Below are 22,870 nucleotides of genomic sequence, written 5' to 3' on the forward strand. Positions count from 1 at the left end.
CGGGGGGAGCAGTTCCCTGAGGTTTTGTATTAGCCTACTGGTGTCGCGAGGCTCTGGCTTTTTTAACCCGGCAACGCATCGATTTCAGTAACTATTTTCTATCTCTCCCGCTATCCCTATCCCCAATGTCATGCCGGCCCCATCCTGGGCGACTAAGTTAAGCGCAGGCCAGCCATTGTCACCTTGGTTGCTGAGCTGTTTACACTGAAAGTCTCAGGAAAATCAGTGTATCCCGGATGGAAGGTGGGCCGCTTTTAGGAAACTGCCTTAAATATGAAAAGGTAGCTCCCGGATATACCGGTCTCAGGCGCTAAGGAAAATAGCGAAAAGGGGATTGGGTCGTTTAATTCACATAACGCCCACTGTGGCTTTATCCATGCCTATTAACCCACAGCCGATTAGTTGATACTTAATGGTGCGGCATTGAGTAATGGGCGGTAAACACAATCGCTATTTAGTTATTGATGCAGGGTTATCTGGGAAGTACTTATTGAGGTTAATGGGTAAAGAAAAATAGTGCCAAGCGCTCCATATTGGTATTAGAAAATATACACAACCAAGATGGCGTATTAATTGATGGTGTTATGCACACGATGTGCGCATAGAAAGGCCCGCGCAGCCTGCGGGCCCGCTAAAACAGATTACTGAATGACTGCTTTTAATGGCTGATCACCGGTAAATAGACCATAAATGCGATTATATGCTTTTGGATTATCTACACTGTACATTATGGCCGTCGCCACATCTTCACGGGGGATGGTTCTGGCTTCGTCATTACTAGGTACGAGTTCTTGTACATATTCAGTACCTGGCTCATCTGTCAGGGAACCCGGACGCAAGATAGTATAATTCAGACCACTATTACGTAGGTGCTCATCTGCCATGTGTTTGGCTACCAGGTAAGGTTTTATCGGAGAATCTATAGCGTCTGGGTCGTCTGAGCCCACCGAGCTAACCATAACAAATTGCTGTATATTTGCTTCTCGGGCGTATTCCACAGCATTGCGCGCGGCCCACAAATCTATCAACAGGGTTTTTTCAGGGCCGGTATTACCCCCGGAACCGGCGCAAAATACCACGCTATCACAGCCTTCAAAAGCAGCCGAAAAATCATCTTCAAGATCTTGCTCATAAACTGACAGTGCAGAATGAGTGATATCTGAGATTTTATCTTTGTTACGTAAAAGTGCGGTGACATTGTGGCCTGCATTTAACAGCTTCTGAGTAGCTTGTTTGCCAATTTGTCCACTTGCACCGATCACTAAAACATTACTCATACTCTTCTCCACTTTAAAAATATGCTATTTGTTCGCTTTGGTAAGAAATACAGATCACCTGAATTCGGGGACAGCCATTATCCTTTTAATTTGCAACGTTGACGGACGCAGTAGATTAGCCGCAAGGTGTGACAGCTTTATACAAAATGTTTCACTATGTAATCCTGTTTTCCATTATGCCATGCTCTACAGTATAACAAGGTGCGCTATACCGGTGGTTGTTCCGGTTAGTTGCGTTTCCTGTCTTGGCGCTACGCGTACAGCGGGGCTTGCAGGCCTTTTGTAGCCCGTCACGTACCCGCTGTACCGTGCGTCCTTTTCGTATAATCCACGTTTCGATTACTCCGTAATTATTGTCACTACCATCCTGTCAGCATTCCTTTACCCTCAAAAGCAGCGCATATGAAAAGTCCTGATTTTGATCAATCGTTTTTTATAATTACATATTTTTAATAAACCGATGAACCATGCGATTTTGTCCCCGTACGCATTGCACAAGACAAAGGAATATTATCTATGTTTGGTGAGTTTTTTGAGGCGCAGTCCGTCCAGATTCTGGATCAATCCGGCCGGTCACTCGGCTTTTTTAAAGCCAATCGGCAGGCTGATAGAGCATTTGTGCAGGTTCCCGCTGACCTACTAGAACCTTGTTCACAGATAAAGCTGGTATTTAGCAACCTTGAAAAATACCGCTTTCCTCGGCAGAAACTCACTATTACACGCGGCATGATGATGGTTCCTGATTGTCTTGAGGTGCGACTTTGCTAGTCGTCGTGCACCAAATCTTTATTTGTTTTAACCCATTTTTCTGCAATTGATGTAAAAACCGTAGCAGTTAATTTTTGTTTCAAACTCATCTATGAAGGATAGCATTGAACATGGCTGAATCTTTTAAATATACCGGTAACAAAGGCAATGGTGGGGAGCTGCACCAACTGCCAGCGGATGAAAGTGAAATCATGACTACGGCACAAGGGTGCCCGATTAGCGATGATCAAAACTCTCTGAAAGCAGGTGCGCGTGGACCCACGTTGCTTGAAGACCATATCATGCGCGAAAAGATTTTTCATTTCGACCATGAGCGTATTCCTGAGCGGGTTGTCCATGCTCGCGGTTACGGCGCGCACGGTTACTTTGAAACCTATGATGACTTTTCTGATATAACCTGTGCTGACCTGTTTCAGCGTAAAGGAGAGCAGACCCCCGTTTTTGTTCGCTTCTCCACCGTAGCAGGGAATAAAGGATCACCTGATCTGGCACGTGATGTACGTGGCTTTGCAGTAAAATTTTATACCAATGAAGGTAACTGGGATTTAGTAGGTAATAATATCCCCGTATTTTTCATCCAAGATGCTATCAAGTTCCCGGACTTGGTTCACAGTGCTAAACAAGAACCTGATCGCGCTTTCCCGCAGGCGCAAACGGCACACGACAATTTCTGGGATTTTGCGAGCTTGTCGCCAGAATCTGTTCACATGCTGATGTGGATTATGTCGGATCGTGCAATTCCACGTTCATTCCGCTTTATGGAAGGTTTTGGTGTACATACATTCAAGCTGATCAATAGTAAGGGCGAAGAAAAGTATGTGAAGTTCCACTGGAAGCCTAAGTGTGGTTTACAGTCAGTAGTATGGAACGAAGCGCTAAAAATCAATGGTGCGGATCCAGATTTCCATCGTCGTGACCTATGGAATACTATCCAGGCTGGCGATTTTCCAGAATGGGAACTGGGTGTTCAGATATTTGACCAGGAATTTGCTGATAATTTTGAGTTTGATGTGTTTGATGCAACAAAGATTATTCCTGAGGAACAAGTGCCTGTTACCATCGTTGGTAAAATGGTACTAAACCGCATGGTCGACAACTTCTTTGCAGAGACCGAGCAGGTTGCTTTCTGTACCCAGAATATAGTGCCAGGTATTGATTTTACGCCTGATCCACTACTGCAAGGCCGTAATTTTTCTTACTTGGATACGCAGCTTAAACGCCTGGGTAGCCCTAACTTTACGCAAATCCCAATTAACGCCCCGCGTTGCCCTATGCGCCACTTCCAGCAAGATGGCCACATGGCTATGCAAAATCCTAAGGGTCGAGTTAACTACGAACCGAATTCCTGGTCGCAGGGCGAAGATAACCCTCGTGCATGTCCTGCACATGGTTATAAGAGCTCAAGCCAGCCAATTGAAGGCGATAAGCTACGCTATCGTTCTGAAACATTTGCTGATCACTACAGCCAGGCCATCCAGTTCTATAAGAGCCAGACGCCAGTAGAGCAAACCCACATTCGCGATGCATTTATTTTTGAATTGTCGAAGGTAGAAACGTTAGCTATTCGCGAGCGTGTTGTATCTCACCTTAGAAATGTAGATGAAGCTCTGGCTACCGCCGTAGCTGAAGGGCTTGGTTTTGAAGAAATGCCGGATAAAGCGGAAGCCGCTATGGCACCGCGTGATGATTTGATGGTATCCGACAAGCTGAGTATTCTTAAAAACGGTCCAAGTACCTTTAAGGGTCGCAAACTGGGTATTTTCTGCTGCTCAGGTGTAGAAGATGAATTGCTGGAAGGTTTATTACAATCGCTGAAAGCGGAAGGTGCAATGTACGAAATTGTGGCGCCTACCGTACACGGTATTAAAACTGCTGGTGGTAAACACATTAAAGGAAATCAGGTTATCGATGGTGGACCTTCGGTATTGTACGATGCCGTAGCAGTATTGTTAACTGAGGAAGGTGCAAAAGCGCAAGCAAAAGTGCCCGAAGCTAAAGACTTCGTCATGGATGCTTTCGCTCATAACAAGTTTATTGGTTACATCGGCGGTACTAAACCGCTCTTTGATGAACTTAATATGACATCGAAAATGGATGGCGGATTTGTTGATTTAGACAGCAAAACCGCTGATGATTTCATCGCGACCTTGCGCAATACCCGCTATTGGCAACGTGGCTAAGCCATAGAAGCTTTTGTTTTAAAGTAAAAAAGGCGAACCCAGGTTCGCCTTTTTTGTATGTGAAAAACATAAATTCACGGGTTATCGTTTAGTCCTGCACAGCCAAAGGTATCTGCTGGTTGTATCAGAGCTGAACTTTTGCACCGGTCCGCTAGTAGAATGTGGCAACAATTATGGCAAACGGCAAACGGCAAACGGCAAACGAGAAAGTGAGGAAACAAGAAAGTGGGCAAACGAGAAAGTAGGGAAAGTAGAAAGTAGTAAACGCGAAGCTATTTCGTTAGCGGCAAATAGCGAAGCATATCAGTTGGATGAACAATACTAATTAGTGGACGACAAGCGGTTAGGTTATTGGCTGCTGTTACTAAAAGGCGTGAATGCTATGGCATCAGTCCGCCACCCTTATAACCTGAAACATCATAACCCGCATCTACATAGCCAGCCAGCGTCATAATCTCGTACTATAACCACCGTTACCGACAAAGCTGCTAGCTTTATAACCGCGTGTCATTACCGCCTGTACCGACAAAGTTGTCAGCATCGTGCCCCCGTACCCTCGCACTGTGACCACCTGTAACGAAAGAACCCGGTAGCATCATAACCTCGTGTCATTACCGCCTGTACCGACAAAGTTGTCAGCATCGTACCCTCGTACCTTCGCACTGTGACCACCTGTAACGAAAGAACCCGTTAACATCATAACCTCGTGTCATCACAACCGGGGAGCATCACAATATTGCGGCATATAAACTGCCATGAGGAACAGATCGAATACGTTATCGGTCACGCCAGCACAATTCTATCGGGCGCAGCAATGCTTAAATTTTTTGCCACTTTGGCAGGGGCAGGGATCGTTACGGCCTATTTTTATACTACCGGAGTCGGTATGAATAACCCCATCGTGATAACGCCACTTGCTATCTTCAAATACAAATTGGGATGTTTCATGCAATATACCGGTGTTATTACCTTCAAAATAGTAAGCGGAAAATTCAACCGTATTGAGGGCGCTGTTTGCAGCATTTACGTTTAGCGCAAACCATTTTATGCCAACCGCACTACTTTGTATGTCCTGCTCACTAAGGGCTTGACGTTGCGCCTTACTGTATGTGGCGATAATGTATTGATAATCACTTATACAGTATGCGCTAAAGCGAGAGCGCATGAGTTGCGCAGGGCTATCGGCCTCTCGGGCGCCTGTTATAATTGGCTCACAACACTCAATAAACGATATTTGACTACAGCAATAACAACGCATGGCACATTCCACAGAAAAAGCAGAACGCTATTTTACTGGTTTTGCGAGGAATCACCAGGGACCCACAACCACCTTATTGGGGGCTTCAGCCGACACCGTAATATTTACCAGCGATACGTCGTACTGCTTGCACATTACTGCTACTTCCAGCGTTTCCTGATTATTTAATATCAGGTTTTCAACGTATACCGACTCACACTTTCCGCTCTCTATTAAGCGCTTTATCCAAATGCCGAGTTTTTCGCGGCCCGGCTTTTGAATTCGGATACCATTTTCTACCTCTTTAGAAAACCCTACCGTATTGGCTAACAGATAACGCCAGCCTTTTGGTTTTGGATGTGGCACTACGCCACTATCCAGAGGCAAAGGAAGTTGAAAAGCATTGGAAGTGTGTTCAATCATCGGGATACCTGTTTATCCATACAGTATGTCTATACAATAGTACTGTATAAAAAAACATGCAAGTAAATTTTTGGCGCAGGTTATTTCCAGTTGCTCTGGTGAGCGCGGTAATAGGCGGGCGTTACAATCACTTGCCATCTGCTCGATAGACAACCAATGCAATGTACCGCATGCAGCACAGGCAGAGTCCACCATAGCGCCTTCTGGTTTTAAGCCCTGACTAGCCGGTAAACCATTGCCTAATGCTAAACCTATCCTTTCTGCCAACGGTGTAACCCTGTTATTTGTTATAACAGGGCAAGCCGTGTATCACGGGTTAGTTCTGGCCGTTAAGCCGACGTGTGCAGCGCAATCGCCGGGCAGGTTGCGCTTGCCAATGATGTCTGTCGAATAGCAAAGTCAGCCTGTCTTGCTTTGGTAATGAAAGCCGCCCGCAGGCGGTTAGACTGCGTAGGGCATAATGTGGGTCTTGCTATTAGGCCATAGCGGTTGATCGTCTGATACGTTAGCATGCAGTCACTGTGTATCTATATTCGAGTAACCATGCCGCGCCACCGTTTTTCTGCCCCCGTCGATACGCCTATACGCTGGCATACGCTTTCTCAGCTAACCCCATATCTGTTTGAATTCAAGGGCCGGGTAGGGTTGGCGATGGCATGTCTTATTGCCGCTAAATTGGCCAGTATTGGCTTGCCATTTGTCCTTAAACATATCGTCGATACATTGGACACAGAGAATCTCACCGCGGTTGCACTAAGTGTGCCTTTAGCGCTGGTGGCAGCTTATGGGGCGCTACGGTTTCTAAATACAATTCTTAGTGAAGTGCGCGATACCTTGTTTGGCCGGGTGACTGAGCGCGCTATGCGTCGGCTTGGGTTAAAAGTGTTTACGCACTTACATAGCCTGGATGTGGATTATCATCTAAGCCGACAAACAGGAGGGTTATCTAGAGATATTGAGCGCGGCACCAGTGGCATCGGCTTTTTGTTGCGCTTTCTGGTGTTCAATATATTGCCTACCTGTTTGGAAATTATTATCGTAGTGGGTGTATTACTCAAGCAATATGGGATGTCGTTTGCCCTGATTATTTTGGGGGCGGTGGTGTCTTATGTCATATTTTCAATCAAAGCCACTAATTGGCGTACGCGCTTTGTTCATGCACTGAATCAGGCCGACTCCACCTCCAATACCCGGGCAATCGATAGTTTGCTTAACTTTGAAACCGTAAAATACTTTAATAATGCAGACTTCGAGGCGCAACGCTACGATACATCGCTGGCTAGCTGGGAGCTGGCGCGGCGGCAAAACCGCCTATCATTGTTTGCATTAAACGGCGGCCAGGCGCTGATTATCGCCATTGCCGCCACGGCGATGATGATTAATGCCACGCTTGGTGTTATGTCCGGTACCATGACGCTGGGCGATTTTGTGCTTATTAACGCCTTTACTATGCAGCTATTCATGCCCCTGAACTTTTTAGGCTTTGTATACCGCGAAATCCGTGGCGCAATGGCGAATATTCATAATTTATTTGAGGTATTAGAGCGTGCACCAAAGGTACAGGACAGTCCGCAAGCCAAAAAACTGAGCGCGACGCAAGGCCGCATACGTTTTGAAGGGGTGAGTTTTCATTATCAGCCGGAACGGCCTATTTTACGTGATGTATCTTTTACGGTTGAGCCTGGACAAAAAGTTGCTGTCGTAGGCGCCAGTGGGGCAGGCAAATCCACGCTGGTTAAGTTGCTGTTTCGTTTATATAATCCTACGCAGGGCGAGGTTTTTATAGACGACCAGAAAATCACCGCGTGTACGCAAAACAGCGTACGTGAAGTGTTAGGTATAGTGCCGCAGGATACCGTTTTGTTTAACGATAGTCTGTTGGAAAATATCCGTTACGGCGATCCTCAGGCCGATGATGACAAGGTGCGGGCGGTCGTTAAACTGGCTGCACTGGATACCTTTATTGCCAGCCTCCCCGACGGGATTCAAACACAGGTAGGCGAGCGGGGCTTGAAACTATCCGGCGGCGAAAAACAACGGGTGGCGATTGCCCGGGCATTATTAAAAAATCCCCAAATACTGGTTTTCGACGAAGCCACCTCTTCTCTTGATAGCCAAAGCGAACAGGCTATTTTACAGGCTTTGAAGCAAGCTGCTCGGGCCCATACCAGCCTGGTCATTGCGCACAGGCTATCTACCATCACCGATGCGGATTGTATCCTGGTTTTAGATGGGGGCGTGCTGGTAGAGCAGGGCACGCATACAGCACTGTTACAACGCAACGGGCATTATGCGCGCTTATGGCATGTACAACAAAATACCTAAAAAATCAGATTCCTGACGAGGCGCCTGGCTTAGTCGCCTCGGGTTAAGCGAACAGGAGCCTATCGCGCAGCGTCTATAGCGCCTTCTTTTTAAGGCCACCCGCCTTGCCGGAAAAGTGAGGGTGGTGCGTCCAGCTGCTAAAAACACGCTGAAAAACCCATTTGGCGCAGTGTGCGGGCTAGTGTCGCTTTATTGAAAAGATGTTTGAGGGAGGAATAAGTAGTCCGGTAAATAAACTCGGTATTGGCCAATGAATACAGTATACTGCTATGTAAACAAGAACGATTATCAATAGCATATAGGGCCGTGCTCCGGTTTACTGCCATGTCATTTGCACGTATTTTAATCATTGAAGACGATATTACCTTGAGCGGCCAGATCGCCAGGTTATTAGAGCAAAAGGGCTTTAGTACAACGCTTTGCCTGGATGGGCAGTCCGGCTTACTTACGGCATTAAACGAGCGTTTTGATCTGATTTTGCTAGATGTGTTATTACCTGCACTTAATGGGTTGGCCGTGTTGAATCAACTTCGAAAAGTTAAGTGTACACCGGTGATGATGATCACGGCCTGTGGCGCGGAGCAAGAGCGCATTGAGGGCTATCGAAAAGGCGCGGATGATTATTTACCAAAGCCGTTTAATTTTACAGAGATGATGCTTCGTATAGAGGCTATTTTACGGCGCAGCCAAGTGGGCTCATTAGCGCTGCTACAATCTACCCAACTCGACGTTCACGATTTACGCCTTAATCGAATACAGCAAACGGTTTTCTTTGCCAATCAAGCCATTGAGTTGACCCCGATTCAATTCAAGCTGCTGTGGATACTGGTAGAAAACAAGCACGATATTATGACTAAGGCGTTTCTTTACCACAGCGTGCTTGACCGTTCGTTCAGCCGCTACGATAGAAGCCTGGACATGCATGTTAGCCGTGTCCGCAAAAAGCTGGTAGAGGCAGGGATGCCGCCAGAGTGGCTTTCCACCCTCCACGGCAAAGGGTATCGGTTTTTATGAAGTATACCCTGTTGTGGCGTTTGTGTACGGTAATCGCTTTTGGCACTGTGCTGCTGTTTTGGGCTATAGACTGGTTAACCACGCATACCGAGTCAAGCATGAGTTTTATTGCCACTGAGCATCAGCAGCAACTGCTTGATTATGGCAAACAAGCCGACGAAATTATGCGCTCAGAAGGGGAAGCTGGGCTGGCTATATGGCTGAAAAACCTACAGCAAAAAGAGCAAACCTGGGCGGCCATTGTTAGCACCGATATTTCCCCGATGGCCGAGTCTACGCTTTACGCGCCGTTTTTTGAACGGTTTCAGATTGGCCGAAGTGTAGAGTGGAAAATTCATCTGTATTTTCAGGAAAACCCCGTCATGGAGGTGCCATTTGCTGACGATAATACCCATTTTTTGATTCAACTACCCCAGCGAATGCGCCCGGGGGCATTACTGATTTATGCCAATGTACTACTGCAAATTGCGTTGCCGCTGATTTTATTGTGCCTACTTAGCGTTGTATTGTACCGCCATGTTATGACCCCATTGCGTAAACTGGAAAATGTAACCAAAGCGTTTAGTGAGGGCCATCTGGATGTGCGCACCAATGCATCGTTGCAAAGCCGTCACGACGAACTAACCCGCCTGGCCATCACCTTTGATAAGATGGCTGACAAAACCAGCCAGCTAATTTATACCCAACGGCAATTGTTAGGCGATCTGTCGCACGAATTACGTACACCTCTTACCAGAATAGATATGGCAATCGATTTTATGGAACAGCGAATTAATCCCCGCCAAGCGCTGGAACGGTTGCGTTATGAGGCCTCCACTATGCGTAATCTGGTGGAAGATACGCTAACGCTGGCTTGGTTAAATACCGAGTCGCCCTTGTTAACCTACGATGATTTCGATTTAGTGGAGTTACTTCAGGTGATTTGTGAAGACGCTCGGTTTGAATACCCAGACAGAGTATTGACCACCGCGCTACCTGACGCGGCGCCGATAAAACATAGCAGTCAACTTGCTTTGGGCCAGGCAATTGAAAACATTGTTCGCAACGGTTTACGTCATACTCCTGTCAATACCGCAGTGGCCGTGTTACTCACCCGGGTTGTACAAGGTTATCAGTTAGTTATTAAAGACCACGGGCCGGGTGTACCGCCCGATATGCTTAACGATATTTTTAAACCCTTCTTTCGGGTAGACAAAGCAAGGGCCGCTGTGCAGGATTTAAAAGACCATAACCAGGGCAGGGGGTTTGGGTTGGGGCTGGCCCTGGCCTACCGCCAAATTGAGGCGGTAGGCGGAACTATCACAGCGCAAAATTATACCGATGATGGTAACCGGGCCAGCGGCCTTTGCATAACTGTTGCATTATATGACACTGGGGCGCCCGCCCAGCCTGCCCGGCCCGCCCAGCCTGCCCGGCCCGCCCAGCTTGCTTAGTACGGGGGCTTTGGCTTGCGCTATGGTCGTCAGCCCGGCTTATTCGATTTAGGCTTAGCAATTAAGCGCCGCCATGCCAATACAATCCCTGTGTAAACCAGGATACACGCCAATAGAGATAACCCTCCTGCGAGGGTTTGGCCGATAAAACCAAAATATTCGCCGGTATGAAGAAAGCGGGCGGTTCCCCAGGCTTGACCGCCGGGGGACCAATCTTCTTTACGCAGCACTTTTGATACGGCTTCCGTTTGCGTATCAAAATACAACGAATAAGCTAGCTCCTGCCGATGCCCAATGCTCTGGTCGATATAAAAACGTGCTTCATCCTTATACGCGCCTATTTCAAGCCACATTGAATACCAGTTGTTGTAGTGATACGCGCTGGCATGCTCCCGGGCTTTTGCATACAAGGATTCATAAGGTATTGCTGGCGGAGTCAGGTGTTGCACTGTGGGGCGCGGTGGTGGCGGTGGCACGGCTTCGCCGAACGCCCCGTACAAGGCGCGGTTAGCCCAGTCAAAATGAAAAATAGTGGCCGTTAACGCAATAATAAGTAAGCCGGGCAACGCCCAGATACCAAATACCAGATGCCACTGATGCCGTCGTTGATGCAGGTTTGCGTGTTTTGATAATAATAAATGGTGTTTTACAGCTCGCTTGGAGAGTCGCTTAGGTAGCCACAAATATAGGCCACTGATAAGTAAAAAAACCAACACCAGATTGGCATAGGCCGTAATATTTTTACCGACAACACGGTAATCGCCGGTGAAAGACACATATCGATGGAAGTCGGTTACTGCGTGAAAAAATTCACTTATCAAGCCTTCTCCTTCACGCAGGATGGCGCCGGTATAAGGATGGAGTAAATAACTAAATGGGCCGGCCCAGGCCGCAATAGCGGCGCCATCCCGGTTTACCCATCTGACATAAATATGGGGCTGGTCAGGATGCAGGGTTTGCATTATAGCGACAACGCTATCGGTATCGAGGCGCTGCGCCGTCCTGTGAACCGGGACGGTGTAGCGCATTTCGCTAAATTCAACAATCTGCCTTTCATAGGTAAGCAATACGCCACTAAGCGCCATGCAAAATATCACTGCTCCCGCGCTCACCCCGGTAAAAAGGTGAGCCCAAAAAAAACACCGTTTAATTGTTTTCGCCATCATTTATATTGGCCCCGGTACGCTTAAAACGTATAAGCTAGGGATAACCGGATGTCTCTGCCTGCTTCATTCGGCCCCACCACGGTGGCGAATACCTCGCTGTAATCACCGACACTGGAATGATCGATATAAAGTTCGTCAAATAAATTGGAAACCGCCACATTAACCCGCAGAGACGGCGTGGCCTGCCATTCGCCAAACAAATCCACTGTGGTATATCCTGGTTTATTCAGTGTGTACAAGCTATCGGTCCAACCCAGATCCACCGCCTGATGCAAGGTATCGATATCAATTGAATCAACCTTGCGTACGCTTACTCCCATATTAATGCTGGCATTGAGGGTGTAATCTACGCCCACTACCCATGTGTTACCGCGGCTGTTACCTAAGCCAATAAATTCGTAACCGTTAAGATCTATGGCCCCATAAGCAACGCTGTACAAGCCATCTTTGGGGGTCAGCTCACTGTCGGCACTGGAAAATCCACCGAAAAAGTCGAAACCTTGCCAGCGGTAGGCGATATCAAATTCCAAGCCATCGGTATCAACGGTGCCGATGTTATTAAACACCGCGTTACCTGCAAAACCCTCAAAAATCACATCATCCAGTGCAGAGTGATAAACACTCAATCTGGCATTTAGGTTATTAGCGCTGTATTCAACAGCGGCTTCCATATTCTGTACTGTTTCCGGCGCCAGGTCGTTAGCTACCACCGGCACATCTGCCCCGTCGTAAAGATAGCCATCAATAGTAAAGCCATCACCAATTTGTTTACCACGGGCGGCTTCGGCGTAGCCTGCGCTGATAGTCCAGGCTGGCGAAAGGTTATATGCTAAACCCACGTTTACACTGACCTTACTATCGTTTATAGATGACGGGCTATCGGTGACGGGGGTACCGTAATATTCTTCCAACAATATACGTTGTTGGAAGTCGTAATCGTCGTAGCGTATCCCGTAACTAAGCAATAACTCTGCGGTAAGGTCACTATAGCCCTGGGCATACAAACCTAATACGCTGCCTTCTTCGGCGTTTTCAGTGGCGCCCGCGGCGGCCCCACTGGTGACTTCATCGTATCGGTAGTCTGCACCATAAATAAACTTATGCCGGGCGGTTTCACTGGTATTGCGTACATCAAAGCCATAGGTGTCTATTTCTGCCAGCCAGGCAAAGCGGCCCCCATTAAATGAAGAACGGGTCTGATAGGCAGTAGCTTCGATATAGATCATTTCATTATGCGCAAACCGGTAGTTAGCGACCAAAGTATCGCGTTCTGCTTCGCTGGCGTAAAGTGCATCACCTTCTTGCACGGCCCAGTTGGGGCGCGCAGAGAACGCGCCGGTTTCGTCACGTTGTTCAACACTTAGCGACAGATAATGATTTTTCGCAATATCCCCACTAGCTTTAACAAATAACATGTCCTGATCAGCTGCCGTGCCGTATATTTCATCACCATCGCCGTCTTCCATGTTGTTACGGTCAATGGTGCTGTAGTACCCCAGTACGCCCCAGGTTTCTCCTAATTTGGTGTAGATACTACCGCTGTACCGCGTACCCTCATTTGAAAAGTAGCTTGCTTTAACCCGTCCCCCAAACTGTTCCTCCTGGTCGAGCAGATCATGGGCATCTTTAGTTTGAAAACGAATAGATCCGCCAATAGCGCCAGGCCCGCTAATCGCTTCACCAGCGCCAGCCTGTACATCTATTTGTCGCAGTAAATCCGGGTCTATGGTTACCCGGCCAATATGGTGAAAAAGGGTAGAGGTTTGCTGCGCCCCATCAACCGTCACATTCAGGTACGCGTCTTCCAAACCCCGAATATATATTTTCTGGGCCACGCCCACTGACCCGCCCACACTGATGGAAGGGGAATAGCGAAATATATCGGCCAGATCATTCGCTTGATACTGTTCAATATCTTCCGCATTAATACTGAGATTGGTAGCGGCGCCTACCACCGCTATCTTTTCCACTGCTGCAGTGGAAGAGGCAGGCTGAGTCTGAGCCATAGCGAAGGCGCTGGACACTGTGTATGCGGCGCCAATAAAGACTAAATTTTTCAAGTAAAAGCTCCCGTTGAATGTTTTGTTATTCTAAATAAGAAACATTCTCATTAACTTTTGCAGGAATGAGTAGTACTTTTACATTTGTTACAATTGGACAGCATAAAGGAATGATAAGTAAAGGTGGACGGTTGACGCAAAGCAATACCCGCCGCGCATGGGATTTACGGCAATGGTAATTGCATGCAGGGCCGGTGGTGACGAATACGCAGCCTGAGCGGGTGGGCCACATCATAACGGCCCCCCGGCGCTGTATTACTACGGCGATTTCAGGCTTTACGAGCGCAGTCAGCAGTGTGGGGTTCGCTCAGGTAACAGCGGCTTTAGTACGGTATTTGTTATGGGTGTAGAGCCTTTGCTGCATAATATTGTGCAATACGGCAATCGCCTTAGCGACATCCGCAAAACTAAGATAAAGCGGGGTAAATCCAAACCGCACAATATCTGGGGCGCGAAAATCAGGCACCACGTTATGATCTATCAATGCCTGGCATATTGCATAAGCCGCAGGATGGGAAAAAGACAACTGGCTGCCTCTTAGCTCACTGTCGGTGGGAGAGCACAATACCAGGTCATCCAGGGCCGGGTGCTGGCGCTTAAGGTGTAAAAACAGCTCGGTAAGAGCGCTCGATTTTTGCCGAATCTGAGCCATGCTAACACTGTCAAATACATCAAGGGCAGCATCCAGTGCCGCCATAGCAATAATGGACGGGGTACCGGTAAGAAATTGCTTAATCCCTGGCGCTGCATCGTAGCGTGGAGAAAACTCGAACGGCTTGGCGTGACCCATCCAGCCATTGAGCGGTTGGCTTATCTTATTATGATGGCGCTTAGCAGCGTACAGAAACGCCGGTGCGCCGGGGCCGCCATTTAAATATTTGTAACCGCAGCCTACGGCAAAATCCACGTTACATTCATCTAGCGCTAAGGGCACAGCACCAGCGCTGTGCGCCAAATCCCAGATAACAATAATGCCTTTTTGATGGGCCAGGCGGGTCAGCCGCTGCATATCGTGAATACGGCCGGTACGAAAGTTGATATGCGTTAACATCAGTACGGCGACATCGTCGGTCAACGCATTTTCTATGTCTTCACTTGCAACACTGATAAGCTGGCAGCGGGTTTCACCTAATAGAGTCTGTACGCCCTGCACCATATATAAATCAGTGGGAAAATTATCTTGCTCCGACACCACTTTTGCGCGTCCGGACTGCATAGTTAACGCGGTTATCAGCAGTTTATACAGGTTGACGGAAATAGAGTCACAGACCACGACTTGGTCTGGCCCCGCGCCCAGTAGCGGGGCAATTTTTTCGCCGGTTTGTAGCGGCAAATCTATCCAGTTATGCTTGTTCCACGAGCTGATTAAATCGTTACCCCATTGCTGATTAACCACCTGTTGAATACGCTCGACGCTGGCTTTGGGCAACGCCCCCAACGAATTACCATCCAGATATATAACCTCTTCAGGTAAGTTAAACAGTGCACGTTTAGGGGCCAGAACGTCCTGCTTATCAAGTTGCGCAATGTTATATGACATTATAAATTCACTTATTCTTTAGTATTTCAATGAACTGGCTGAAGGCGAGGGTGCCCGGATGTACCCAGTCAAAATGACCGGTGTGCTCAAAACGCAAAAACTGCGCACCGGGTAAAGGATTGTCGGGAATGGGCACAATGCTATCCTGTTCGCCCGCTAAAATTGTGATGTTATCAAGCTGTTTTGCAGCCGGTAGGGTATGCAGGGGATTAGCCTGCGCATATTGCTCAGGGCGTTGTTGGGGTGTGCCTTCCATAAAATCGATAGTGGCCCGCTGGCAGCTGTTGGTGCCCTGCGCATAGGCTTCAATGTCAACAATGGGGGCCAGGCCGATTATACGGCCAACTGACTTCGCCAGCCGCTCACTCGCCAGCAGAGCCAGATGACCACCGGCGGAATGGCCGGTCAGCGTGACATTCTGCAAGTTGAGGGCAATATTTTCGTTGTGGTCTTGCGACATAATAAAATCTATCGACTTTACCACATCTTCCAGACTGCCAGGCCAGCCGCCGCCTAAATCTCCTGTGCGTCGGTATTCTACTGTCCATACCGCAAAGCCCGCCTGAGTTAAAGCAGAGGCAAGAGGATAACTATGCTCAATATCATATGCTGATAGCCAGCACCCGCCGTGAATAAAGATAACCAGTGGCGGCGGGGTATCTGAGTGTGCTGGCAGCCAAAGTTTGCCAAATTGCAATGGCTGCTCACCGTACTGCAGGGTGGTATTGGCTGCGGTATACTCAAGCTGTTGTACCGCGGCAAAGCTGACCTCATGTAAAGGCACCTGCGCGCTATTATTGTTTACTTTCACTGCCGGGGTTTGGCTACCTGGTACCAATGCGTGCTGACACCCACTTAGCAGAAATACTAAAACAATACCGGCCAAACTGCGCATGCGATTACCTTTATCTGGGATTAAGCATGGTATAGGAGCAACAAATTTAATAAGTTGCAAGTTCAATACAGTGCATCGTTAAATAATTCTGGTGAAGTAGGCATTTGTGCGAAAGCAAAAAAGATAAGGAAGGTAAACCAGGGCAGGTTAACAGCATCGCGTGGTAATTAGCAATTACGACAGAATTGCTTGGTAATTAAAATACGACAAAGTTGCTTGGTGTTAACACAAGTAGGCAGATTAGCTCATATCTGACCCGACCCTTTTAACAGAGCGTTTATACATGTTTTAGCAGACCGCTATGCGCGAAAATCGGTTGAGGATATGTTGGCGAGAAAACGGCAGCGTCAGACAAGGAGCAGACATTTAACGCCTCATTCGGAGGCAAATAATTGTTGGCTAAAATAGCGACGCAGGAGCAAAGCCAACTGTTATTTGTCCTGCTGCAATGACTTGTTATGTATCGCCATCACCTTGTTTTGAATTGTATACTAGAGTCAGTAATTGTTTAACGGCCATTCCAACACAAAAAAGTAAAGTACCCCAGAAGAAGTAGGGATCATCTTCCATAGAAAGACCACCATGCTTGCCGGGAATATTTCCATAATAAAGACATGCTGCGGCAGCAATTAAAATAAAAGAAGATGTGATAATTTTTTCTTTATTAGTGCGTTTAGGCTTTTTAATGTCTTCCTTAATTTCAACTTTGGGTTTAGCTTCCTCTCTTAACTTTAACTCATGTAGTAAGTCTTTATGTCTTTCAGGGTACGCGTCCTTATCAATATTTACTTCTACATCATATAGCTCTTCAAGAGTGTAAGATTGATAGTCAGGTTTCACCAAATCCTTCCTTAGATACATAACTTTTAAATAAGGGGCGCAGACGTGTGGGGCACAATGGCGAAGCCGCCCCGCATGTTTGTGTCCCAGCCCGCGCAGCGGGCGAACTTGATTTTTTTGTTAGGTGCGTTCATTTTTAGAGCTCTAAGCCGCTTTTGTCATTTAAACAGCCGACTAAGATACTAAAGCCTTTGAGCTGTTCTGTAACGGATAGGAATCTATTCCCTTTAGAGTCGTAAAGATGGAGTATTTGAGCGCTTGCTACGTGGCGAACTTTTAAAATCGAGCTCCATTGCACACTTGTAAATTTGCTCCCATTATCAATACAGATTCCATTTTCCGATAGAGTGATAACAGCATTCATAAATGGAAGTGTCTTTAAACCATGTATAGTCATGTATAAGCACCCACCGCCTAAAAATGCTGCTGAAAGAAACAGAAGGAATTCATATCTCTGATACCAAACAGGTAAGAATAGGCACCAAATAGAAACTCCCAACATTACGGGTAAAAATACCCATCCTATAATACGTACCCAATAAGGGTGACTTAATTTTAATTCTTCCATGGAAGCACCTAACAATTTAATAGCACGCAAATCGCGCGTCTTTCTCCCGAGCGCGTGCTCGTTTTTATCCATAGTGCCATCATTCCGAATTTACTGAAAGTCAAAGAATACAAAGGGTGTGCTTAATTGGGGCCAATCATGTTCAGCACAAAAAACGCGCGATTGGGTCGTTTTCCTGAATATAGGGGAAAGGTCGCTGTAACTGTATATATAGAAGGGCACCTAACTCTCAACAATGAAATACTTTGGTTAGCTATGGCAATTAAAGCAGAAGGCCGGTATCAGTCGGGGGAAGGTCAGAAATTAGCGCAGTGACGCTATCAAGTATTCAATGCGCCAACTTCCGCTTTACCTACATTTAACCCACCAATCACCTAAGAGGTACCTGCGCCACTGGCACTTTACAGCCGTTAGTAGAAAGACACTAATAAGCGAATATAATAAACGAATAGGGGGCGGCGCCATACTGTCATTTGATTGGCAAAAAAAGAGATGAGCAGGCCATTAGCCCACATTAATATTTCAGCGCTTAAGCAAAATTAAATGCGCCGGGCGGTTTCGGCTTGTTTGGTACGTTGGTGTTAAAAACGTACCGATATGTGCAGCATTGCTGCTAAGCGCTCGGGCTTGTCAGTTTGGCTTTTGTGTAAAATCCTAGAATTAACGTAAAGGTCTGAAAATGGATAAAACATAAGTTACTTTACGTTTATACAGTATGCCATTGCGGGGATAAAACGTAAGCCGCGCCTTGTTTTACTCACTTTGTTTTGCCCGTAATCAAAAAAATATATCGACTTATTTCTTGGTTTTTTTACATGTTAAAGTCGATTTATGATAATCATCTCCTCCTTTTTTGTCGCATTCTCTCCAAAACTATTTTGCCTTCGGCCGCGTAGCTATCTCAACTCGTATCGAACAATTGTCGGTCTGATGATAATTGTTCATAGGCCTTTTTTACAGAATCCTGACATGATCGCCATCAATTAATACAAGGAAGAAATATGACAGATGAACAGCGCGCAACACCCAGCCTCTTACTTGCACTAACGCCTGTTTTTCTGACGCTTATTATACTAGGAACGCAGATATTCTACTTTGGCGTATTCGAGCCGCATATTCCTCTTGCCATTGGGGTGGCGCTGGCTAGTCTCGTGGGTATTTACCTTGGTCTTACGTGGGAAGATATTCGCGCAGGTATTTTCAAAGTCATACACGTGGCATTACCCGCAGTAAGCGTCCTTATTGTGGTAGGAATGATTATTGGTATCTGGATTGCGAGCGGAACAGTGCCAACCATAATCTATTATGGGTTAACACTGTTGTCCCCTGAGATTTTTCTGGCAGCGGCAATGGTTATATGTGCAGTGGTAGCCGTTTCGCTAGGAACAAGTTGGGGAAGCGTGGGTACAGTCGGCTTGGCCCTCATGGGCATTGGTGAAGGGTTTGATATTCCCATGTACTGGACTGCTGGCGCAGTGGTTTCTGGTGCGTTTTTCGGCGATAAGGTATCGCCGCTTTCTGATACAACTAATCTTGCCCCTGCAGTTACTGGCACAGACGTGTTTTCTCACATTAAAAATATGATGGCCACCACCATTCCCGCTATGTTAATTGCGTTTCTGATTTATCTTGGGGTCGGCTTTTTTGTTATCGATACACAAAGTGTGTCATTTGACAAAATAGAAGGCATCACCACCGCTTTAACAGACAATTTCTATATTTCTTTGTGGGCGTTGCTACCGGCTGTAGTGGTAATGGTGCTGGCGCTTCGCAAGCTCCCTCCATTGCCTTCGCTGTTCGTGGGAGTAGTGGTAGGGGGCGCGTTTGCTATGATTGCACAAGGACAGAGCCTGCAGGCTGTGTTTGATTATGCCAACAATGGTTACTCCATCGAAACGGGCATAAGCGAGATAGACAGCTTGCTAAATCGGGGTGGTATTCAATCTATGATGTGGACCATTTCATTGGTGCTCATTGCACTGGCTTTTGGTGGTGCACTAGAAACTACGGGATGTCTGAAAAGTATAATTAATTCGATAAAGAGCAAAGCGAAAACCTTTGTCAGTACGCAGATTGCAGCGGTGGGAACGGCGTTTGCAACCAACTTGGTGGCGGGCGACCCATACCTATCAGTCGCATTACCCGGGCGGATGTTTTCGCCTGTTTATCGCGGGATGGGCTATTCTACGCTGAATTTATCACGAGGCGTTGAGGAGGGCGGTACCTTAATGTCTCCGCTGATTCCCTGGAATGCTGGTGGGGCTTTTGTTATATCAGCCCTTGGACTGGGGATTTCTGGTGATAATTTAGAAAACCTGCTGTATATCCCCTTGGCATTCGCCTGCTGGACCGCGCCGCTGATAGGAATACTTTACGCTTACTTTGACTGGTTCTCACCCAAAGCCACAGAGGAAGAACGCCAGCAGTGGGAATCATCGAACGCCGAAATTGCAAAATTTAATGATAACGGTAAGCCTGTGGAAGAACAGGTTAAAAAAATGGATACCTAAAACTAAGATGCTAACGGTTACCGGCAGGTATTTTAGCCTGCCGGTGTGATTGGAAATTGGGTTAGGTAGTTTTTTTGTAAGCCTTTGATAGCCGCAGTTTGGCGTTTTGAGTTACCGGATAGCGCTCAGCGGCTGAACCTGGTCGGCGATGAAGTGCTTTGACGTAGCGAAAGTTGGTAAGTGGCAAAATGTTGGCCCTCACTTAGCGTTGAAAAGGGGGAGGGCTAAGCCATACCCGTACTAAGCTTTCACGGCTGATACGACAACTTAATGGTTACAATACCAGGCCTGCATAAATGATTTCACAGTCAGTTGGGTAACGAATCTTACTTTTCTTTACCATAATAATCTTCAAAAAAGTGCTGACCAGTCCTTTTTAGGCATTCATCGCTTGGTTAGAAACATAAAGGTACAGGCTGCAATGTGAATCGGCTCATGTGTTTATGTTCCACGCTGCGCCAGCCCCCATGTAACAACGTTTTATGGATGCCTTTTAGTTTAAACTTGGTAATAACACTAGACTAAAAAACATGAGCAAGGAAACGCACGTTGAGGTGCTAATGTGTTAAGTGGTCTTCCTATATACCGCGGCCCATTTGTTCAACATCAAGTGTGGAAAACTTGCACCCACAGCGATAACAGATTTTGGTTATTTTTTGTATGAACTCTGTATTTCCCCCCTTTGTAAAGGTTGGAAAGGCGGCTTCGTTAAGGTTTGAATATCCATTTACTTACCGGTTCATCCAGATGGCAGGTTAACCTCCCGCTGGCTGGCTTATCGTATAATAAGTTACGGCTGTTACCCTTTCGTGGCTGATAATGCTGCTTATCTACGCAGTAAGTTTGTTCAGGCTCATGGTACTTCATATCTGTTGTGTCGCTCGATAAATGCCACGCCACAACGTTTTCTTAACTATGGTAGCTACCACAGATCACGTGGGCCTGCGTATAGCGCTACGGAATAAGAAATTAACAGAACAGTGGGGGCTCAATAGGGCAGTCACTTTGTAGCGAAACACGTTATAATGGCAGGCAAATATAAATAGGAATTATTATGAAAGTTTGCGGTGTAGATTTAAAAGGCAACGAAGCAACAGTATGTTTGTTGTCATTGATAGATGGTTTATTTCATGTTCCCGACTGTCGTACACGCCGGTTAACGTTAGCTGATACCAGTGCCAAAGGGCTAAAAAGCTTTCAAAGTACTTTCGCAAAGCTTGTCGCTGACTACAAAATAGATGCTGTGATCATCCGCCAGCGCCAAAGCAAAGGCAAATTTGCCGGCAGTTCCATTGGCTTCAAACTAGAAGCCGCTATTGAGTTAATCGAAGGGTTAGAGGTTGTGGTATTTAACCCAACCGATATTAAAGAATCTTTACGCAGAAACCCCATCGCAGTGCCTTTTTCAGACACTGGTTTAAAGCAGTTTCAAGAGACTGCCTTTACTACCGCTTATGCCTGGCTAATGAAACGTGACAGCCCATCGCAAACACCAGCTAGCCTCTAGCTAATCTGGCCGGTGAATAATGAGGCAGTGCATGTTACCACTTCAAAAGTAAGCTGCCTCTACTTCATGAATAGGTAACGAATAGATAAGATGCGTATGACTTACCGGTGTCCGGTCTTCAAACCATCCAGCTACACAACAAGCCAGGTTCAAATTGGAGAGGGTCGAATTGGAACAACCAGTTACTATTGGCCAGCACGGTTGGGGTTTACGCTAACTTAAGCCTAACTTAAGCTCACCACCGACATGCTGCTAGCACCACGCTATATCAAGCCTGCTGAAGGTGATTCGTAGTCTGAGGCAAAAAATGAAACGGTGAAAAGCTTTGCTCACGTTTATCCCAACCGAGTTTTTGATATCAGTTGGCTGATGCGGTGGGTCAGTGCCACTAAAGCGGCCTTAGCGGACCTATAGCTTGGTGGCTATACCGCTGTTTTGAATGGACCGAATTGTTATGTGCAATCGAGGATGATAATGTGGTAATACTAAAAAAGGATTTTGGTAGGTCACAATGCGAGTGCTCGTCTGGTTTATCTGCGTCATGCTCGCCTTTACAGCAGGCTATTTTGTTAATTCTTGGCCGAAACAAACGCAGGTTTGCAATACCCACGCCCGTGAACGCCCTCCAGCCAAAATAGCCGCTGAGCAGGGTGAGAATGTCGCCGCAAATATAAATAAATCAAAGCCTAACCTTAGTAAAATACAAACACAGAACAAAAACCAAACATTACCCATCAGTGAGCTTGCCGGACATCTGAGTTCGCTCATAAGTAGTGACCCTACGGTGTTGTCATTTTCGCAGACAGCTAGCGTATATACCTTCGTTGCCAATTTGCCAGAATCCCAGCTCCTGGGGCTTCTTCAATACTTTTCCAGCACCAATTTTAATCATAACAGTACTGAATTTTCCGCCCTGTTTAGTCGTTACGCCGAGCTGAACCCGACTAAAGCAATAGACTTTGCATTGACTGAGATCGATGACGAAAGCACTAAAACTGGCTATCTTGCAACAGGGCTTGATGCTTTAGGCATGCAAGATCCCATTGCCGCCTACGATTATTTTTTGCAACTTAACCATGCGTTGCCAAGCTAAACATCGCACAATCAGCAAATGCCAACGGGGGGCT

17 protein-coding genes are annotated in these 22,870 nt (G+C 46.7%); 8 read left to right on the plus strand and 9 right to left on the minus strand.

The window, feature by feature from the left end; all coding sequences use genetic code 11:
• Positions 1-641: 641 nt before the first annotated feature.
• Complete coding sequence (locus tag D0Y50_RS08005; RefSeq protein WP_117316339.1) at positions 642-1,277, minus strand: SDR family oxidoreductase; 636 nt, start codon at positions 1,275-1,277, stop codon at positions 642-644.
• Between the two features lie 516 nt (positions 1,278-1,793).
• On the opposite strand from D0Y50_RS08005, the gene D0Y50_RS08010 reads away from it, so the two are divergent.
• Both D0Y50_RS08010 and D0Y50_RS08015 read left to right on the plus strand, forming a co-directional pair.
• A complete protein-coding gene (locus D0Y50_RS08010; protein ID WP_108566860.1) occupies positions 1,794-2,045 on the plus strand; it encodes a hypothetical protein in 252 nt (83 codons plus the stop codon).
• Between the two features lie 110 nt (positions 2,046-2,155).
• A complete protein-coding gene (locus D0Y50_RS08015) occupies positions 2,156-4,225 on the plus strand; it encodes a catalase (RefSeq protein WP_108566861.1) in 2,070 nt (689 codons plus the stop codon).
• A 799-nt stretch (positions 4,226-5,024) separates the two neighbouring features.
• On the opposite strand, the gene D0Y50_RS08020 is transcribed toward D0Y50_RS08015, so the two are convergent.
• Positions 5,025-5,390 carry a YchJ family protein gene (locus D0Y50_RS08020; RefSeq protein ID WP_232366487.1) on the minus strand — a complete coding sequence of 122 codons (366 nt, stop codon included), beginning with the start codon at positions 5,388-5,390 and terminating at the stop codon, positions 5,025-5,027.
• 144 nt (positions 5,391-5,534) lie between these two features.
• Positions 5,535-5,885, minus strand: a complete 351-nt coding sequence (locus D0Y50_RS08025; protein WP_117316343.1) for a deoxyguanosinetriphosphate triphosphohydrolase — start codon at positions 5,883-5,885, stop codon at positions 5,535-5,537.
• Positions 5,886-6,428: 543 nt separating this feature from the next.
• Between D0Y50_RS08025 and D0Y50_RS08035 the strand changes: the two genes are divergently transcribed.
• The 3 genes from D0Y50_RS08035 (at position 6,429) to D0Y50_RS08045 (ending at position 10,657) form a co-directional block, all read left to right on the plus strand.
• Entirely contained in the window at positions 6,429-8,210 is a 1,782-nt protein-coding gene (locus tag D0Y50_RS08035; protein WP_117316347.1) for an ABCB family ABC transporter ATP-binding protein/permease, read from the plus strand.
• A gap of 324 nt (positions 8,211-8,534) precedes the next feature.
• Positions 8,535-9,224, plus strand: a complete 690-nt coding sequence (locus D0Y50_RS08040) for a response regulator transcription factor (RefSeq protein WP_108566865.1) — start codon at positions 8,535-8,537, stop codon at positions 9,222-9,224.
• Entirely contained in the window at positions 9,221-10,657 is a 1,437-nt protein-coding gene (locus D0Y50_RS08045; RefSeq protein WP_117316349.1) for a sensor histidine kinase, read from the plus strand. Before D0Y50_RS08040 ends, D0Y50_RS08045 begins: the two co-directional genes overlap by 4 nt.
• A gap of 29 nt (positions 10,658-10,686) precedes the next feature.
• On the opposite strand, the gene D0Y50_RS08050 is transcribed toward D0Y50_RS08045, so the two are convergent.
• The 6 genes from D0Y50_RS08050 to D0Y50_RS08075 form a co-directional block, all read right to left on the minus strand.
• Entirely contained in the window at positions 10,687-11,823 is a 1,137-nt protein-coding gene (locus D0Y50_RS08050) for a PepSY-associated TM helix domain-containing protein (protein WP_117316351.1), read from the minus strand.
• 20 nt (positions 11,824-11,843) lie between these two features.
• On the minus strand, positions 11,844-13,883 hold the full coding sequence (locus D0Y50_RS08055; protein ID WP_108566868.1) for a TonB-dependent receptor plug domain-containing protein: 2,040 nt from the start codon (positions 13,881-13,883) through the stop codon (positions 11,844-11,846).
• Between the two features lie 307 nt (positions 13,884-14,190).
• On the minus strand, positions 14,191-15,423 hold the full coding sequence (gene kynU, locus D0Y50_RS08060; protein ID WP_108566869.1) for a kynureninase: 1,233 nt from the start codon (positions 15,421-15,423) through the stop codon (positions 14,191-14,193).
• A gap of 7 nt (positions 15,424-15,430) precedes the next feature.
• Complete coding sequence (locus D0Y50_RS08065) at positions 15,431-16,318, minus strand: alpha/beta hydrolase family protein (RefSeq protein WP_117316353.1); 888 nt, start codon at positions 16,316-16,318, stop codon at positions 15,431-15,433.
• A gap of 456 nt (positions 16,319-16,774) precedes the next feature.
• Entirely contained in the window at positions 16,775-17,158 is a 384-nt protein-coding gene (locus D0Y50_RS08070; RefSeq protein ID WP_117316355.1) for a hypothetical protein, read from the minus strand.
• A gap of 136 nt (positions 17,159-17,294) precedes the next feature.
• Positions 17,295-17,798 carry a hypothetical protein gene (locus D0Y50_RS08075; protein ID WP_117316357.1) on the minus strand — a complete coding sequence of 168 codons (504 nt, stop codon included), beginning with the start codon at positions 17,796-17,798 and terminating at the stop codon, positions 17,295-17,297.
• Positions 17,799-18,727: 929 nt separating this feature from the next.
• On the opposite strand from D0Y50_RS08075, the gene nhaC reads away from it, so the two are divergent.
• From nhaC to D0Y50_RS08090, 3 genes are all read left to right on the plus strand, one after another.
• On the plus strand, positions 18,728-20,236 hold the full coding sequence (gene nhaC, locus D0Y50_RS08080) for a Na+/H+ antiporter NhaC (protein WP_117316359.1): 1,509 nt from the start codon (positions 18,728-18,730) through the stop codon (positions 20,234-20,236).
• A gap of 1,054 nt (positions 20,237-21,290) precedes the next feature.
• Positions 21,291-21,743: a DUF3010 family protein gene (locus tag D0Y50_RS08085; RefSeq protein WP_108566876.1), complete on the plus strand. Its 453-nt coding sequence runs from the start codon at positions 21,291-21,293 to the stop codon at positions 21,741-21,743.
• 511 nt (positions 21,744-22,254) lie between these two features.
• Complete coding sequence (locus D0Y50_RS08090; protein ID WP_147318230.1) at positions 22,255-22,836, plus strand: hypothetical protein; 582 nt, start codon at positions 22,255-22,257, stop codon at positions 22,834-22,836.
• The last annotated feature ends 34 nt before the right edge of the window (positions 22,837-22,870 follow it).

This window comes from Salinimonas sediminis, assembly GCF_003429285.1.
In the GTDB taxonomy this organism is placed as follows: Bacteria; Pseudomonadota; Gammaproteobacteria; order Enterobacterales; family Alteromonadaceae; genus Alteromonas; species Alteromonas indica.

Excerpts from the sequence above, each read along its gene's own strand:
- D0Y50_RS08025 (WP_117316343.1), bottom strand. The coding sequence starts at position 5,885 with ATGATTGAACACACTTCCAATGCTTTTCAACTTCCTTTGCCTCTGGAT.
- D0Y50_RS08015 (WP_108566861.1), top strand. The coding sequence starts at position 2,156 with ATGGCTGAATCTTTTAAATATACCGGTAACAAAGGCAATGGTGGGGAG.
- D0Y50_RS08090 (WP_147318230.1), top strand. The coding sequence starts at position 22,255 with ATGCGAGTGCTCGTCTGGTTTATCTGCGTCATGCTCGCCTTTACAGCA.
- D0Y50_RS08045 (WP_117316349.1), top strand. The coding sequence starts at position 9,221 with ATGAAGTATACCCTGTTGTGGCGTTTGTGTACGGTAATCGCTTTTGGC.
- kynU (WP_108566869.1), bottom strand. The coding sequence starts at position 15,423 with ATGTCATATAACATTGCGCAACTTGATAAGCAGGACGTTCTGGCCCCT.
- D0Y50_RS08010 (WP_108566860.1), top strand. The coding sequence starts at position 1,794 with ATGTTTGGTGAGTTTTTTGAGGCGCAGTCCGTCCAGATTCTGGATCAA.
- D0Y50_RS08005 (WP_117316339.1), bottom strand. The coding sequence starts at position 1,277 with ATGAGTAATGTTTTAGTGATCGGTGCAAGTGGACAAATTGGCAAACAA.
- D0Y50_RS08075 (WP_117316357.1), bottom strand. The coding sequence starts at position 17,798 with ATGGATAAAAACGAGCACGCGCTCGGGAGAAAGACGCGCGATTTGCGT.
- nhaC (WP_117316359.1), top strand. The coding sequence starts at position 18,728 with ATGACAGATGAACAGCGCGCAACACCCAGCCTCTTACTTGCACTAACG.
- D0Y50_RS08035 (WP_117316347.1), top strand. The coding sequence starts at position 6,429 with ATGCCGCGCCACCGTTTTTCTGCCCCCGTCGATACGCCTATACGCTGG.
- D0Y50_RS08085 (WP_108566876.1), top strand. The coding sequence starts at position 21,291 with ATGAAAGTTTGCGGTGTAGATTTAAAAGGCAACGAAGCAACAGTATGT.
- D0Y50_RS08065 (WP_117316353.1), bottom strand. The coding sequence starts at position 16,318 with ATGCGCAGTTTGGCCGGTATTGTTTTAGTATTTCTGCTAAGTGGGTGT.
- D0Y50_RS08020 (WP_232366487.1), bottom strand. The coding sequence starts at position 5,390 with ATGCGCTCTCGCTTTAGCGCATACTGTATAAGTGATTATCAATACATT.
- D0Y50_RS08050 (WP_117316351.1), bottom strand. The coding sequence starts at position 11,823 with ATGATGGCGAAAACAATTAAACGGTGTTTTTTTTGGGCTCACCTTTTT.
- D0Y50_RS08040 (WP_108566865.1), top strand. The coding sequence starts at position 8,535 with ATGTCATTTGCACGTATTTTAATCATTGAAGACGATATTACCTTGAGC.